The sequence below is a fragment of the Massilia sp. Root351 genome (assembly GCF_001425045.1).
In the GTDB taxonomy this organism is placed as follows: domain Bacteria; phylum Pseudomonadota; class Gammaproteobacteria; order Burkholderiales; family Burkholderiaceae_D; genus Rugamonas.
In genome coordinates, this window is the sequence record NZ_LMDJ01000012.1 from 334,901 (window position 1) to 347,254 (window position 12,354).

Sequence of the window (12,354 nt, forward strand, 5' to 3'; positions counted from 1 at the left end):
GTGCGCGATTCGAGCGCCACCGGAGCAACTCAGCCTTTGCGCGCGTCGTCGTCCAGGCTGCGCAGGAAGGCCAGTTTGTCGGCGATCTTGCTTTCCAGGCCGCGCGGTACGGGCTGGTACCAGCCGGGCTCGGCCATGCCGTCCGGCAGATAGCTTTCACCTGCCGCGTAGGCATGCGGCTCATCGTGGGCGTAGCGGTACTCATGGCCGTAGCCCAGCTCTTTCATCAGCTTGGTCGGCGCGTTGCGCAGGTGCACCGGCACTTCGCGCGACTTGTCGCGCTTCACGAACGCCATGGCCTGGTTGAAGGCGTTGTAGCCGGCGTTGCTCTTGGCCGCGATGGCCAGGTAGATCACGGCCTGGCCCAGCGCCAGCTCGCCCTCGGGCGAGCCCAGCCGTTCGTAGGTGGCGGCGGCGTCGTTGGCCATGGTGAGCGCGCGCGGATCGGCCAGGCCGATGTCTTCCCAGGCCATGCGCACGATGCGGCGCGCCAGGTAGCGCGGGTCGGCGCCGCCGTCTATCATGCGGCAGAACCAGTACAGCGCACCGTCCGGATTGGAGCCGCGCACGGACTTGTGCAGGGCCGAAATCTGGTCGTAGAAGTTGTCGCCGCCCTTGTCGAAGCGGCGCGCGTTCAAGGTCATGGCGTTTTCGACGAACTTGGCGTCGATCTTCCGGATGCCGGCCGAGGAAGCGGCGTTGTCGGCCTGCTCCAGCAGGTTCAGGAAACGGCGCGCGTCGCCGTCGGCATAGCCGATCAGCGTGTCGGCGGCGGCGTCCTCGAACTTCAGGTGCGGCAAGGCCTCCTTCTGGGCCTTGACCAGCAACTGCCGCATCTCGTCCTCGGTGAGCGACTTCAGCACATAGACCTGGGCACGCGACAGCAGCGCCGAATTCACTTCAAAACTGGGATTCTCGGTGGTGGCGCCGATGAAGGTGACCAGGCCGGACTCGACGAAGGGCAGCAAGGCGTCCTGCTGCGATTTGTTGAAGCGGTGGATCTCGTCGACGAACAGCAGGGTGTGCTTGCCGAGCCGGTCCAGGTTCTGCTGGGCCTGCTCCATGGCGGCGCGGATATCCTTCACACCCGCGAACACGGCGGACAGGGCGATGAACTCGGCGTCGAAGGCATTGGCGGTCAGGCGCGCCAGCGTGGTCTTGCCGACGCCCGGCGGGCCCCACAATATCATCGAGTGCGGCTTGCCGGCCTGGAAGGCCAGGCGCAGCGGCTTGCCCTCGCCCAGCAGGTGTTGCTGCCCGATCACTTCGTCCAAGGTCTTGGGACGCAGGGCTTCGGCCAGCGGCGCGCGGGGTTCGGTTTTGAAAAGGTCGTCCATCATGCTTTACTGTAGCGGCAGCGGCGCGCGCGGCGTTTGCGCGCGCGCAAGCGGCACGCCGAATGTGCCCCGGGTTGTTCTTCTATTGCTGGGAAATTTCCACGCCCTTGGGCATCACGAACTTGTAGTGCGCCGCGCCCACTTGCGGGTTTTTCTCGAACTTGCTGAAGCTCAGCACGGACATGGAGCCGAAATTGTCCTTCAGCTCCATCGCTTCCGGCGTGCCGTTGCGCAAGCCGATGGTGATCTGTTCGAAGGTGGTGTCCTGCGTCTTCGGCACTGCCTTCAGCCACTCCAGGCCGTCGCGCGTGCCCGCTTCGGACAGCGTAAAGTTCTTTTCCAGGTCGTTGCTGCCGAACAGGATGGCAGCGGGGGACGAGCCCAGCGCGTTGCCCAGTTTCTTCACCGTGACCTGGTTCAAGTCCTTGTCGTAGATGTAGAGCTGTTCGCCATCGGCCTGCAGCAGCTGGTCGTAGGGCTTCAGGTAAGTCCAGATGAACTTGCCGGGACGGGCGAACTCGAAGGTGCCGCTGGCGGTGTTGGAACTCTTGCCGCTCTTCACCTGGCGCTGCGTGAACTCGCCGCGCGCCGACTTGGTGCTGGCGACGAAGGCCTTGAACTGGTCCAGCGCGGCCGCCTGGGCGGCGCCCGCCAGCAGCAAGGCGGTTGCGAATGCTGCGATGTTCTTCAGTTGGGTCATGCTGTGTCCTTTATTCTGCGCTGGCGGCCGGCACCAGGATGTCGCGGTTGCCGTTCGACTGCATGGGCGATACCACGCCGCTCTGTTCCATCTGCTCCAGCAGGCGCGCCGCGCGGTTGTAGCCGATGCGCAAGTGACGCTGCACCAGCGAAATCGAGGCGCGGCGGTTTTTCAACACTACCTGCACGGCCTGGTCGTACATCGGGTCGGCTTCGCCGCCGCCCTCGCCGCCGCCTGCCCCACCCTCTGCGCCGCCCTCGCCTTCCAGCGTGCCGCCTTCCAGGATGCCCTCGATATAGTTCGGTTCACCCTGCTGTTTCAAGTGCTTCACCACGCGGTGCACTTCCTCGTCCGACACGAACGCGCCGTGCACCCGCACCGGCAAGCCGGTTCCGGGCGGCATGTACAGCATGTCGCCCATGCCCAGCAGGGTTTCCGCGCCCATCTGGTCCAGAATGGTGCGCGAGTCGATCTTGGACGACACCTGGAACGCGATCCGGGTCGGAATATTGGCCTTGATCAGGCCGGTAATCACGTCTACAGATGGGCGCTGGGTCGCCAGAATCAAGTGCAGGCCTGCGGCACGGGCTTTCTGGGCGATACGGGCGATCAGTTCTTCCACTTTCTTGCCGACCACCATCATCAGGTCGGCCAGCTCGTCGATGATGATGACGATGGTGGGCAGCTTCTCCAGCGGCTCCGGCGAATCCGGCGTGATGCTGAACGGGTTCGGGATGTGTTCCTCGCGCTTGGCCGCCTCCGCGATCTTGGCGTTGTAGCCGGCCAGGTTGCGCACCCCCAGCTTGGACATCAGCTTGTAGCGGCGCTCCATCTCGTTCACGGCCCAGTTCAGCGCGTGGCCGGCCTGGCGCATGTCGGTCACCACCGGCGCCAGCAGGTGCGGAATGCCCTCGTACACCGACATTTCCAGCATCTTCGGGTCGATCAGAATCATGCGCACGTCGGCCGGATCGGACTTGTACAGCAGCGACAGGATGGTGGCGTTGATACCCACCGACTTACCGGAACCGGTGGTACCGGCCACCAGCAAGTGCGGCATCTTGGCCAGGTCGGCCACCACCGGCTTGCCGGCGATGTCCTTGCCCAGCGCCACCGTCAGCGAGGACGCGTTGTCGTGGTACACCTTGGAACCGACGATCTCGCTCAGGCGCACGATCTGGCGCTTGGGGTTTGGCAGCTCCAGCGCCATGTAGTTCTTGCCGGGAATGGTTTCCACCACGCGGATCGAGGTCAGCGATAGCGAACGGGCCAGGTCGCGCGCCAGGTTCACGATCTGCGAGCCCTTCACGCCCGTTGCCGGTTCAATTTCGTAGCGGGTCACCACCGGACCGGGGTAAGCCGCCACCACGCGCGCTTCCACGCCGAAGTCCGACAGCTTCTTCTCGATCAGGCGGCTGGTGAACTCCAGCGTTTCCACCGCCACGGTTTCCTGCGACACCGGCGCATCGTCCAGCAGGGACAGCGGCGGCAGGTCGCCGGGACGGGCATCCTGGAACAGCGCGCCCTGGCGCTCCTTGACGGCGCGGTCGGACGGCACCACGGCGGTGACCTGCTGTTCGATCTTCACCGCTACCGGCGCGGCAAACTTCTCCGGCGCCACGGTCGCGGCCGGGCGCGGCATATCGTCCCCCATGGCGCCGGCCAGGCCCGCAGCAGGGGCCGGCGCGAACGCCGGCGCCGTGGCAGCGGCCGAAGCCGTGCCGCCATCCAGGCGCGGCTCGGCACGCACCGGCCGCTCCACGTGCTTCTCGATATGCTTGGCGCGCTCGTTGACCACCACTTCCTCGCGCAGCACGGTGGCGCGCTCGCCCTGGATGCGGTCTTCGCGGTCCTGGTAACGGTGCAGCACCCACGCGCAGCAGTCTTCGATAAAGCCGCCGATGCGCTCGGCCACCGCCAGCCAGGACACGTGGAAGAACAGGCTGAAACCGAGCCCGAACAGCAGCAGCATCAGCAAGGTGGCGCCGGTGAAGCCCAGGCCCACGTGCGCGCTATGGCCGATCAGCTTGCCCAGCACCCCGCCCGGCGCCAGCGGCAGCGGCATCTTGAGCGTGTACATGCGCAGGAATTCCAGGCCCAGGCTGCCCACCAGCAGGAAGGCGAAGCCGACCACGCGGATCAGGCCTTCGTGGCGGTGCTCGTCGTCGGCCGCCTCCTTGGTGACGAACTTGCGGGTCAGGCCGCGGTAGCCGCTCCACACGGCCCGCAGCAGCCACACGCACCACCACCAGGCGGACAGGCCGAAGATGTAGAGCATCAGATCGCTCATCCACGCGCCTGCGCGGCCGCCCAGGTTGTACACCTTGGGCACCACGTTGGAATGCGACCAGCCCGGATCAGCCTTGTTAAAACTGATCATAATGAGCAGAAAGTACAGCGCCAGCGCGGCCAGCGCGAACCAGCGCGCCTCCGACAGCAGCCGCACCAGCCGGTTCGGCAGCGGTTGGCGCTCGGTGGGCGTGCGGGTGTAGCTCAAGGGCTGCTGCTTCATCGGCTGTTGCTTGGCCGCGGACTGCTTTGCAGGCTGTTCTCTCGTTTTAGACATTGATACTTTTATAAGATTTTTGCGGGCGCACCAGAGGGCGCTAGCCATTTGTGGGTATTCTAAGCCATCTCTATGGGAAGCGGCCTCCCAATTCAACCAGTTTCCCCGCTTGGACTATAATTCTGTCTTTGCTCGCCGGCATTGTTATCGCCGTGCCCGCCCCCAACTTTGGTTTATCCAACTAATTGAAGAAGCCTTCCATGACCACTACCAAACACGCCCGCGTTTTGATTCTCGGCTCTGGCCCAGCCGGCTACAGCGCCGCCATCTACGCCGCGCGCGCCAATCTGAATCCCATGCTGGTGACCGGCGTGGAACAAGGCGGCCAGCTGATGACCACCACCGACGTGGAAAACTGGCCAGCCGACCCGATGGGCGTGCAAGGCCCGGACCTGATGCAGCGCTTCCTGCAGCACGCCGAGCGCTTCAAGACCGAGATCGTGTTTGACCACATCCATACCGCCAAGCTGAGCGAAAAGCCGATCCGCCTGATCGGCGACAGCGCCGAATACACCTGCGACACCCTGATCATCGCCACCGGCGCGTCGGCCCAGTACCTGGGACTGCCGTCCGAACAGGAATTCATGGGGCGCGGGGTATCCGCCTGCGCCACCTGCGACGGCTTCTTCTACCGTGGCCAGGAAGTGGCCGTCATCGGCGGCGATTCATGGGGCGCGGGGTATCCGCCTGCGCCACCTGCGACGGCTTCTTCTACCGTGGCCAGGAAGTGGCCGTCATCGGCGGCGGCAACACCGCCGTCGAAGAAGCGCTGTACCTGTCCAACATCGCCACCAAGGTCACCCTGGTGCACCGCCGCGACAAGTTCCGCGCCGAAGCCATCCTGATCGACCGCCTGATGGCCAAGGTTGCCGAAGGCAAGATCGAGCTGAAGCTGAACCACACGCTGGAAGAGGTGACCGGCGACCAGGGCGGCGTGACCGGCCTGACGCTGGCGGCCACCGCCGACGGCGCCAAGACCAAGATCAGCGTGCACGGCCTGTTCGTGGCCATCGGCCACAAGCCGAACACCGGCATCTTCGAAGGCCAGCTGGACATGCACAACGGCTACATCAAGACCCGCACCGGCACCGAAGGCATGGCCACCGCCACCTCCGCGCCGGGCGTGTTCGCGGCCGGCGACGTGCAGGACCACATCTACCGCCAGGCCATCACCAGCGCCGGCACCGGTTGCATGGCGGCACTGGACGCGCAGCGCTACCTGGAAGGCCAGGAGTAACAAATGGCGGGCTTGAAAGACTTCGCCGACCTGAAATCCCTCGGCAAACAGCTGAAGGAACAGGGCGAGGCGCGCGCGGCCGCCGAGGCCGAGCGCGTCAAGCGCGAGAAAGTGGCAGCGGCGGAAGCCAACATCTTCCGCAACACGCTGGGCGCGCAGGGCGACATCAAGCGCATGCCGGAGCAGAACCGCTACGTGCACCAGCCCGCCCCCGTGGTGTCCGCGCAAGCGCTGGCGGCGGCGAAGAAACGCGGCCCGCTCACGCCCGAAGAGCAGCGCCAGGACGATGCCAACGTGCTGCGCGAGTCGCTGTCCGACCTGTTCGAGGTGGACCACTATATGGAGGAAGACCCGGCGCTGAACTACGCGGCGCCCGGCGTCGGCCCCGATGTGGTGAAGAAGATGCGCAAAGGCTACTGGCCGGTGCAGGACGAGCTGGACCTGCACGGCCTGAACCGCGACGGCGCGCGCGACGCGCTGGGCGCCTTCCTGACCCGCGCCAACCAGCGCGGCATGCGCTGCGTGTGCGTGATCCACGGCCGCGGCTTCGGCTCGCGCGGCCAGGAACCGGTGCTCAAGTCCATGGTGCACAGCTGGCTGGTGCAAAAAGAAGTGGTGGCGTTCTGCCAGGCCCGTCCCTCCGACGGCGGCGAAGGCGCCCTGATAGTCCTGCTGCGCGCCGCGCTGCAACCCGAGCGCCGCTGACCGCCGAGCGCGGCCAAATTACCCTACCCCTGGCCGCTTGCGCATGTTAACCTGTGGGAATTAGCAACTTTGCCAACCCCACAGTTAAATGAAGCACATCCCGCACGTCTCCCTGATCACCATCATCGAAGTCGTGGCAATCCTGGTCGGGGCGATTTCAGGCTTCATTGAAGCGCGGCGCAAGCGCATGGATCTGGTGGGCGTGTTCACCGTGGCCTTCATCGCCGCATTCGGCGGCGGCACCTTGCGCGACATCCTGCTCGACAAGCGCCCGCTGTTCTGGGTCCAGCACCAGGAATACGCCATCCTCATCTTCGTGCTGGCCCTGATCGCCACGCCCCTGATCCGCACCCTGCGCCAGATCGTCTCCGAACGCGTGATCGTGGTGGCCGACGCCGTCGGCCTGGGACTGTTCGCCATCGCCGGCGTGTCGCAGGCGCAGCAGGCCAATATGCCGGTCTTCATCGCGGCCATGATGGGGGTGATTACGGGGATCTTCGGCGGGGTGCTGCGCGACATCGTCTGCAACGAGGTGCCGATGGTGTTCCGCGACGGCAAACCCTATGCCATCTGCGCCTTCATCGGCTGCTGGATGTACATCGTGATGCAGAAAACCTCGGTGTCGGACGATTTTGCGCTGTGGTCAAGCGCGACGGCGATCACCGTCATGCGCCTGCTGACCTGGAAATTCGATATGCGGCTCGGCCGCCACTAAGCCGCCACTAAGCTTGCCGGCCTGCGGCGGCCCGGCGGTTACACCGCGTCCGGGCCGGTCTCGCCGGTACGGATACGGATCACCTGCTCCACGTTCTGCACGAAGATCTTGCCGTCGCCGATCTTGCCGGTGCGGGCAGCCTTGATGATGGCGTCCACCACCTGCTCGGCCACGCCGTCGTCCACCACCACTTCCACCTTCACCTTGGGCAGGAAATCCACCACGTATTCGGCGCCGCGGTACAGCTCGGTGTGGCCCTTCTGGCGGCCGAAGCCCTTCACTTCCGTCACGGTCAGGCCGGTGACGTTCACTTCGGCCAGCGCTTCGCGCACCTCGTCCAGCTTGAACGGCTTGATCACTGCGGTAATTTGCTTCATGGAATTCTCCCTATATAAATCGTTTTAAGCGCGCTTACTCTTCAGGCACGTTCTTCAAATCCGCCATCCACACCACCGATTCCGAATCGCTGGGCGCGCGCCAGTCGCCGCGCGGCGACAGTGAGCCGCCCGATCCCACTTTCGGCCCGTTCGGCACACAGCTGCGCTTGAACTGGCTGGTCTGGAAGAAGCGGCGCAGGAAAATGCCCAGATTGTGCTTGATGTCCTTCAGTGCGTACTGGTTGCGCACCACGTGCGCCTCGTTCGGCCAGCCGCCGATGTCGCGGTCACTCCACGCGGCATGGGCCAGGAACGCCACTTTTGATGGCGCGAATCCGAATCGCAGCGTGTAGTATAAGTTGAAGTCCTGCAATTCGTATGGGCCAATCACACTTTCGGTTATCTGGGCCGGGGCGCCGTCGTCGGCTTTGCCCGGCACCAGCTCGGGGCTGATCTCCGTGTTGACCACAGCCAGCAGCACCGCCGAGTCGCGTTCGCCGAACTGGCGGCTCTCGGCCACCCAGCGCACCAGGTGCGAAATCAGGGTCTTCGGCACGCTGCCGTTGACGTTGTAATGCGACATATGGTCGCCCACGCCGTAGGTGCACCAGCCCAGCGCCAGCTCGCTCAGGTCGCCGGTGCCGATGACGATGCCGTTGTGGAAGTTCGCCAGCCGGAACAAATGGTTGGTGCGCTCGCCGGCCTGCACGTTCTCGAACGTGATGTCGTACTGCGGCTCGCCTTCCGAGAACGGGTGGCCGATGTCCTTCATCATCTGGATGCAGCTGGGGCGGATGTCGATTTCGGACGCGCTGCAACCGACGAATTCCATCAGCTGGCGCGCCTGCAGCAAGGTGCGCGCGCTGGTGGCGAAGCCCGGCATGGTAATGCCGATGATGTTGGTGCGCGGCAGGTTCAGGCGGTCCATGGCCTTGGCGCACACCAGCAATGCGTGCGTGGAGTCCAGCCCGCCGGAGATCCCGATCACCACCTTCTTGATGCCGGACGAGGACAACCGCTGTACCAGCGCCTGCACCTGGATGTTGTAGACCTCGTTGCAGCGCTTGTCGCGCAGCGCCGGATTGGACGGCACATAAGGGAAGCGCGCCACGTTGCGCTCCAGCGCCAGCACCGGCTGCGCCGGCAGGTCCAGTGCGAAACGCACGGTGCGGAAAGCCGCCACTTCCCCGCGGTGGCGGCGCACCGACTGCCCGAAGGTAGTCTGGCGCATGCGCTCGCGCGACAGCCGCTCCAGGTCCACGTCCGCATAGATCAGGTGCGACTCGTCCTGGAAGCGCTCGGCCTCGGACAGCAGCTCGCCGTTCTCGTAGATCAGCGCCTGGCCGTCCCAGGCCAGGTCGGTGGTGGACTCGCCCCGCCCCGCCGACGAATACAGATAGGCCGACAGGCAGCGCGCCGACTGCTGGCTCACCAGCTGGTGGCGGTAGTCCGCCTTGCCGACCACCACATTGGACGCCGACAGGTTCACCAGCACGGTCGCTCCCGCCAGCGCGGCGAACGACGACGGCGGAATCGGCACCCACACATCCTCGCAGATCTCGACGTGGAATTTGAACAGCGGCAGGTTTGCGACTTCGAACAGCAGCGCCGAGCCGAACGGCACGCGCTGGCCCAGCAGGTCGATCTCGGTGGAGATGGCCTCGTCGCCCGCGCTGAACTGGCGCGCCTCGTAAAACTCGCCATAGTTCGGCAGGTACGATTTCGGCACCACGCCGTGAATGCGGCCGCCGGACAGCACCACCGCGCAATTGAACAGCTGGTGGTCCACGCGCAGCGGCACGCCCACGATCAGCGCGGCGCGGATCGACGTCGACGCCTCCAGCACCGTCCGCAAGCCGGCCAGGCAGCCGTCCAGCAGCGCGCGCTGATGGAACAGGTCATCGCAGGTGTAGGCCGAGATGCCCAGTTCCGTAAACGCCACCAGCGCGGCGCCCTTGGCGGCCGCCTGCTCGGCCAGTTTCACGGTTTCGGCCGCGTTGTAGGCCGGATCGGCCACGCGGCAGCGCGGCACGGCAACGCTCAGGCGCGCGAAGTCGTGGGAATACAGATTGAAGAAAGAATGCGGTGCGTGCGACATACGGGCTGGTTCCTCTATGGATAAGCCAATTTTAGCATCCACCCTTAGCCATCGTGCAAAGTTGCCCAGTTTGCGTAAAATGCCCCCATGAGCTACCGCCCCGACGTCCTTTCCTCCCTTGCCGAAGCCGGCGAAGCCGCCTGGAACGCGCTGCTTGCGGCACAGGGCGAGGACAATCCCTTCCTGTCCTACGCCTTCCTGCACGCGCTGCACGAATCCGGCAGCGCCAGCGCCGACACCGGCTGGCAGCCGCAATTCCTGGCGCTGCGGGACGAGGACAGCGGCGCACTGGCCGCCGCCATGCCGCTCTACGTCAAGGCGCACTCCTACGGTGAATACGTGTTCGACTGGGCCTGGGCCGACGCTTACCACCGCAACGGCATCGAGTACTACCCCAAGCTGCTGTCGGCCATCCCGTTCACCCCGGTCACCGGCGGCCGCCTGCTGGCGCGCAACGGCGAGGCACGCGCGGCGCTGGTGGCCCTGCTGCAGGCGCAGCAGAAATCGGCCGATGTCTCGTCCACGCACGTGCTCTACCCGCCGGAAGAGCAGGCCATGCAATTGCACGAAGCCGGCTTCATGCTGCGTAGCGGCGTGCAATTCCACTGGCTGAACCAGGGCTACACGGACTTCGAACAGTTCCTGTCCACGCTGGAACACAAGAAACGCAAGAACATCCGCGCCGAGCGCCGCAAGGTGCGCGAAGCCGGCGTGACGATGCGCCAGATACGCGGCCACGACGCCAGCGCCGAAGACTGGCGCTTCTTCCACCGCTGCTACGCGAACACCTACGCCGAACACCGCTCGTCGCCCTATCTGAACCTGGACTTCTTCCAGCGCATCGGCGCCAGCATGCCCGGCAACATCCTGCTGGTGGTGGCCGAGCGCGCGGGCCGCGCCATCGCGTCCTCGCTGGTGATCCATACCAGGGACACGCTGTACGGCCGCTACTGGGGCGCCGACGAGCACGTGCCCTGCCTGCATTTCGAGACCGCCTACTACCAGCCGCTGGAATTCTGCATCGCCAACGGCATCGCCACCTTCGAAGGCGGCGCGCAGGGCGAGCACAAGATGGCGCGCGGCTTCCTGCCGCAAAAAACCTGGTCCGCGCACTGGCTCGCCCACCCCGCCTTCGCCGACGCCGTCGAACGCTTCCTGGAACGCGAAAGCGGCGGCATCGACAACTACATCAGCGAGCTGAACGAACGCAATCCGTTCCGTTAGCGAGCGCACCGTAACGCGGCGGGGAACGCGCGATGATGCCGCATTGGCACTGCGAAGGAGCGCATCATGTCTGACGTACAGAAAATGCGGGAAGCACAGGAACGCGCCATTATCGAACTCGACGAGCCGCAGCAAGTGCGCTACTGGACCGACGAATTCGGCATTCCCGAAGAAGAACTGCGCGGGCTCATCGCACGGGTCGGACCGTGCGCCAGGGACGTGCGGCAGGCGCTGGGGCGGCCCATCCACGAGGGCCACCAGGGCTGAGCTGCCGCAGGCAGCAGGCCGGCAGGCTACAGCGCGGCGTCCACCAGCAGTTCGGGCCGCAAGGCGCGCATGCGCAGCTCGGTGAAATAGCCGCCCGCCTCGTTGTAGCGCAAGAAATGCCGGCCGCACACCTGGCAGCGCAGCACCTGGCTGAGGTTGGCGGGATAGTAGCGCGGCGCGATGGGCGCGTCTTCGCTCTCGTAGCGCGTCCCGTTGGGATGGTATTCCTTGAAAGTGGGCTCGTCGTACGGGTCTTCCACCAGCGTGCCCACCTCTTCCAGCTTCTCCAGCTCCAGCGACGTCGGCAGGCTTTGCCAGGCCGCCAACGGCACGCTGCTGCAAGCGCATTTCTGCGTCACCGCAGCGGAGGCCTCAGCCAATTGCATCAACGCGGGAAAATCAATCATCGGCGTGCCGTATTTTTCATAGAAAACCGCACATCGCGGTGTCATTTGCAGAGTAGTAAATTGTCTTTTCCCGCCCGATGAGCCTGTCGGCCTTCTCCAAGGCGGCTTGGACCATGAAGCGGTTCAGCGTTGTCGCAAGCTGCCCAGTGTACGCCCGTCCTTTTAAGGCGGCAACGGCGGCATCATTTCGCCCCAGGCTCTTGCCGGATCGGCGCCTGGCTGTCACCCAGCACTGCCTGGTTGCGGGCATCGATCCTGGCAAGGGTGGAGGCCGTCGCGCCAGGGCCGGCCATCATGCGCACGTCGCGAAAGCCCAGCGGGCAGCCGTCGGCCGACTTCGGGCCCACCGGTTCGAGCTCCTTGCCCGTGTCGCGCTCCACGTAGCGCACCGAGCCGCCATGCGGGCCAGGCGCCCATTTATCGCCCCACTGCAGCAAAGCCACCAGCACGGGAAACAATTCCTCGCCCTTGGGCGTGAGCCGATAGCCTTGCCGCTTCTCCTGCCCTTCCAGCGGCGCCTTCTCCAGTATCCCCAGTTCGGTCAGCCGGTTGAGCCGGCTGGTGAGGATGTTGCGGGCGATGCCCAGGCGCTCCTGGAATTCATCGAAGCGCGTCGTGCCCAGAACGCACTCGCGCACGATGAGCAAGCTCCACCACTCGCCCACCTGGTCGAGCGCGCGCGCTATTGAACAGTTCATTCCATCGAAAGTTTTTCGTTGCA

The 12,354-nt window shown here is 65.1% G+C and carries 11 protein-coding genes and 1 pseudogene; 5 read left to right on the forward strand and 7 right to left on the reverse strand.

Annotation, left to right across the window (positions count from 1 at the left end; genetic code table 11):
- Positions 1 to 29 precede the first annotated feature (29 nt).
- From ASD15_RS14510 to ASD15_RS14520, 3 genes are all read right to left on the reverse strand, one after another.
- Positions 30 to 1,337: a replication-associated recombination protein A gene (locus ASD15_RS14510; RefSeq protein WP_057156081.1), complete on the reverse strand. Its 1,308-nt coding sequence runs from the start codon at positions 1,335 to 1,337 to the stop codon at positions 30 to 32.
- An 82-nt stretch (positions 1,338 to 1,419) separates the two neighbouring features.
- Positions 1,420 to 2,037: an outer membrane lipoprotein chaperone LolA gene (lolA, locus tag ASD15_RS14515; RefSeq protein ID WP_057155683.1), complete on the reverse strand. Its 618-nt coding sequence runs from the start codon at positions 2,035 to 2,037 to the stop codon at positions 1,420 to 1,422.
- A gap of 10 nt (positions 2,038 to 2,047) precedes the next feature.
- The gene (locus ASD15_RS14520; protein ID WP_057155684.1) at positions 2,048 to 4,549 is read right to left on the reverse strand and encodes a DNA translocase FtsK; all 2,502 of its coding nucleotides are present in this window, start codon (positions 4,547 to 4,549) and stop codon (positions 2,048 to 2,050) included.
- Positions 4,550 to 4,803: 254 nt separating this feature from the next.
- Here ASD15_RS14520 and ASD15_RS14525 point away from each other — a divergent pair.
- The 3 genes and pseudogenes from ASD15_RS14525 (at position 4,804) to ASD15_RS14535 (ending at position 7,260) form a co-directional block, all read left to right on the forward strand.
- Positions 4,804 to 5,840: pseudogene (locus ASD15_RS14525) on the forward strand (FAD-dependent oxidoreductase).
- Positions 5,841 to 5,843: 3 nt separating this feature from the next.
- On the forward strand, positions 5,844 to 6,545 hold the full coding sequence (locus ASD15_RS14530; RefSeq protein ID WP_057155685.1) for a Smr/MutS family protein: 702 nt from the start codon (positions 5,844 to 5,846) through the stop codon (positions 6,543 to 6,545).
- An 88-nt stretch (positions 6,546 to 6,633) separates the two neighbouring features.
- The gene (locus ASD15_RS14535) at positions 6,634 to 7,260 is read left to right on the forward strand and encodes a trimeric intracellular cation channel family protein (protein ID WP_057155686.1); all 627 of its coding nucleotides are present in this window, start codon (positions 6,634 to 6,636) and stop codon (positions 7,258 to 7,260) included.
- A 38-nt stretch (positions 7,261 to 7,298) separates the two neighbouring features.
- On the opposite strand, the gene ASD15_RS14540 is transcribed toward ASD15_RS14535, so the two are convergent.
- Positions 7,299 to 7,637, reverse strand: coding sequence for a P-II family nitrogen regulator (locus ASD15_RS14540; protein ID WP_019922031.1), 339 nt, complete (start codon positions 7,635 to 7,637; stop codon positions 7,299 to 7,301).
- Positions 7,638 to 7,671: 34 nt separating this feature from the next.
- Complete coding sequence (locus ASD15_RS14545) at positions 7,672 to 9,735, reverse strand: NAD(+) synthase (RefSeq protein ID WP_057155687.1); 2,064 nt, start codon at positions 9,733 to 9,735, stop codon at positions 7,672 to 7,674.
- Between the two features lie 87 nt (positions 9,736 to 9,822).
- On the opposite strand from ASD15_RS14545, the gene ASD15_RS14550 reads away from it, so the two are divergent.
- Both ASD15_RS14550 and ASD15_RS14555 read left to right on the forward strand, forming a co-directional pair.
- Complete coding sequence (locus ASD15_RS14550) at positions 9,823 to 10,959, forward strand: GNAT family N-acetyltransferase (RefSeq protein WP_057155688.1); 1,137 nt, start codon at positions 9,823 to 9,825, stop codon at positions 10,957 to 10,959.
- Positions 10,960 to 11,025: 66 nt separating this feature from the next.
- Positions 11,026 to 11,226, forward strand: coding sequence for a DUF3606 domain-containing protein (locus tag ASD15_RS14555; RefSeq protein WP_057155689.1), 201 nt, complete (start codon positions 11,026 to 11,028; stop codon positions 11,224 to 11,226).
- A 26-nt stretch (positions 11,227 to 11,252) separates the two neighbouring features.
- On the opposite strand, the gene ASD15_RS14560 is transcribed toward ASD15_RS14555, so the two are convergent.
- On the reverse strand, positions 11,253 to 11,633 hold the full coding sequence (locus ASD15_RS14560) for a hypothetical protein (protein WP_057155690.1): 381 nt from the start codon (positions 11,631 to 11,633) through the stop codon (positions 11,253 to 11,255).
- A 182-nt stretch (positions 11,634 to 11,815) separates the two neighbouring features.
- Entirely contained in the window at positions 11,816 to 12,331 is a 516-nt protein-coding gene (locus tag ASD15_RS14565; RefSeq protein WP_229418186.1) for a helix-turn-helix domain-containing protein, read from the reverse strand.
- Positions 12,332 to 12,354: the final 23 nt, after the last annotated feature.

Excerpts from the sequence above, each read along its gene's own strand:
- ASD15_RS14510 (WP_057156081.1), bottom strand. The coding sequence starts at position 1,337 with ATGGACGACCTTTTCAAAACCGAACCCCGCGCGCCGCTGGCCGAAGCC.
- ASD15_RS14540 (WP_019922031.1), bottom strand. The coding sequence starts at position 7,637 with ATGAAGCAAATTACCGCAGTGATCAAGCCGTTCAAGCTGGACGAGGTG.
- ASD15_RS14565 (WP_229418186.1), bottom strand. The coding sequence starts at position 12,331 with ATGAACTGTTCAATAGCGCGCGCGCTCGACCAGGTGGGCGAGTGGTGG.
- ASD15_RS14555 (WP_057155689.1), top strand. The coding sequence starts at position 11,026 with ATGTCTGACGTACAGAAAATGCGGGAAGCACAGGAACGCGCCATTATC.
- ASD15_RS14550 (WP_057155688.1), top strand. The coding sequence starts at position 9,823 with ATGAGCTACCGCCCCGACGTCCTTTCCTCCCTTGCCGAAGCCGGCGAA.
- ASD15_RS14545 (WP_057155687.1), bottom strand. The coding sequence starts at position 9,735 with ATGTCGCACGCACCGCATTCTTTCTTCAATCTGTATTCCCACGACTTC.
- ASD15_RS14530 (WP_057155685.1), top strand. The coding sequence starts at position 5,844 with ATGGCGGGCTTGAAAGACTTCGCCGACCTGAAATCCCTCGGCAAACAG.
- ASD15_RS14560 (WP_057155690.1), bottom strand. The coding sequence starts at position 11,633 with ATGATTGATTTTCCCGCGTTGATGCAATTGGCTGAGGCCTCCGCTGCG.
- lolA (WP_057155683.1), bottom strand. The coding sequence starts at position 2,037 with ATGACCCAACTGAAGAACATCGCAGCATTCGCAACCGCCTTGCTGCTG.
- ASD15_RS14520 (WP_057155684.1), bottom strand. The coding sequence starts at position 4,549 with ATGAAGCAGCAGCCCTTGAGCTACACCCGCACGCCCACCGAGCGCCAA.
- ASD15_RS14535 (WP_057155686.1), top strand. The coding sequence starts at position 6,634 with ATGAAGCACATCCCGCACGTCTCCCTGATCACCATCATCGAAGTCGTG.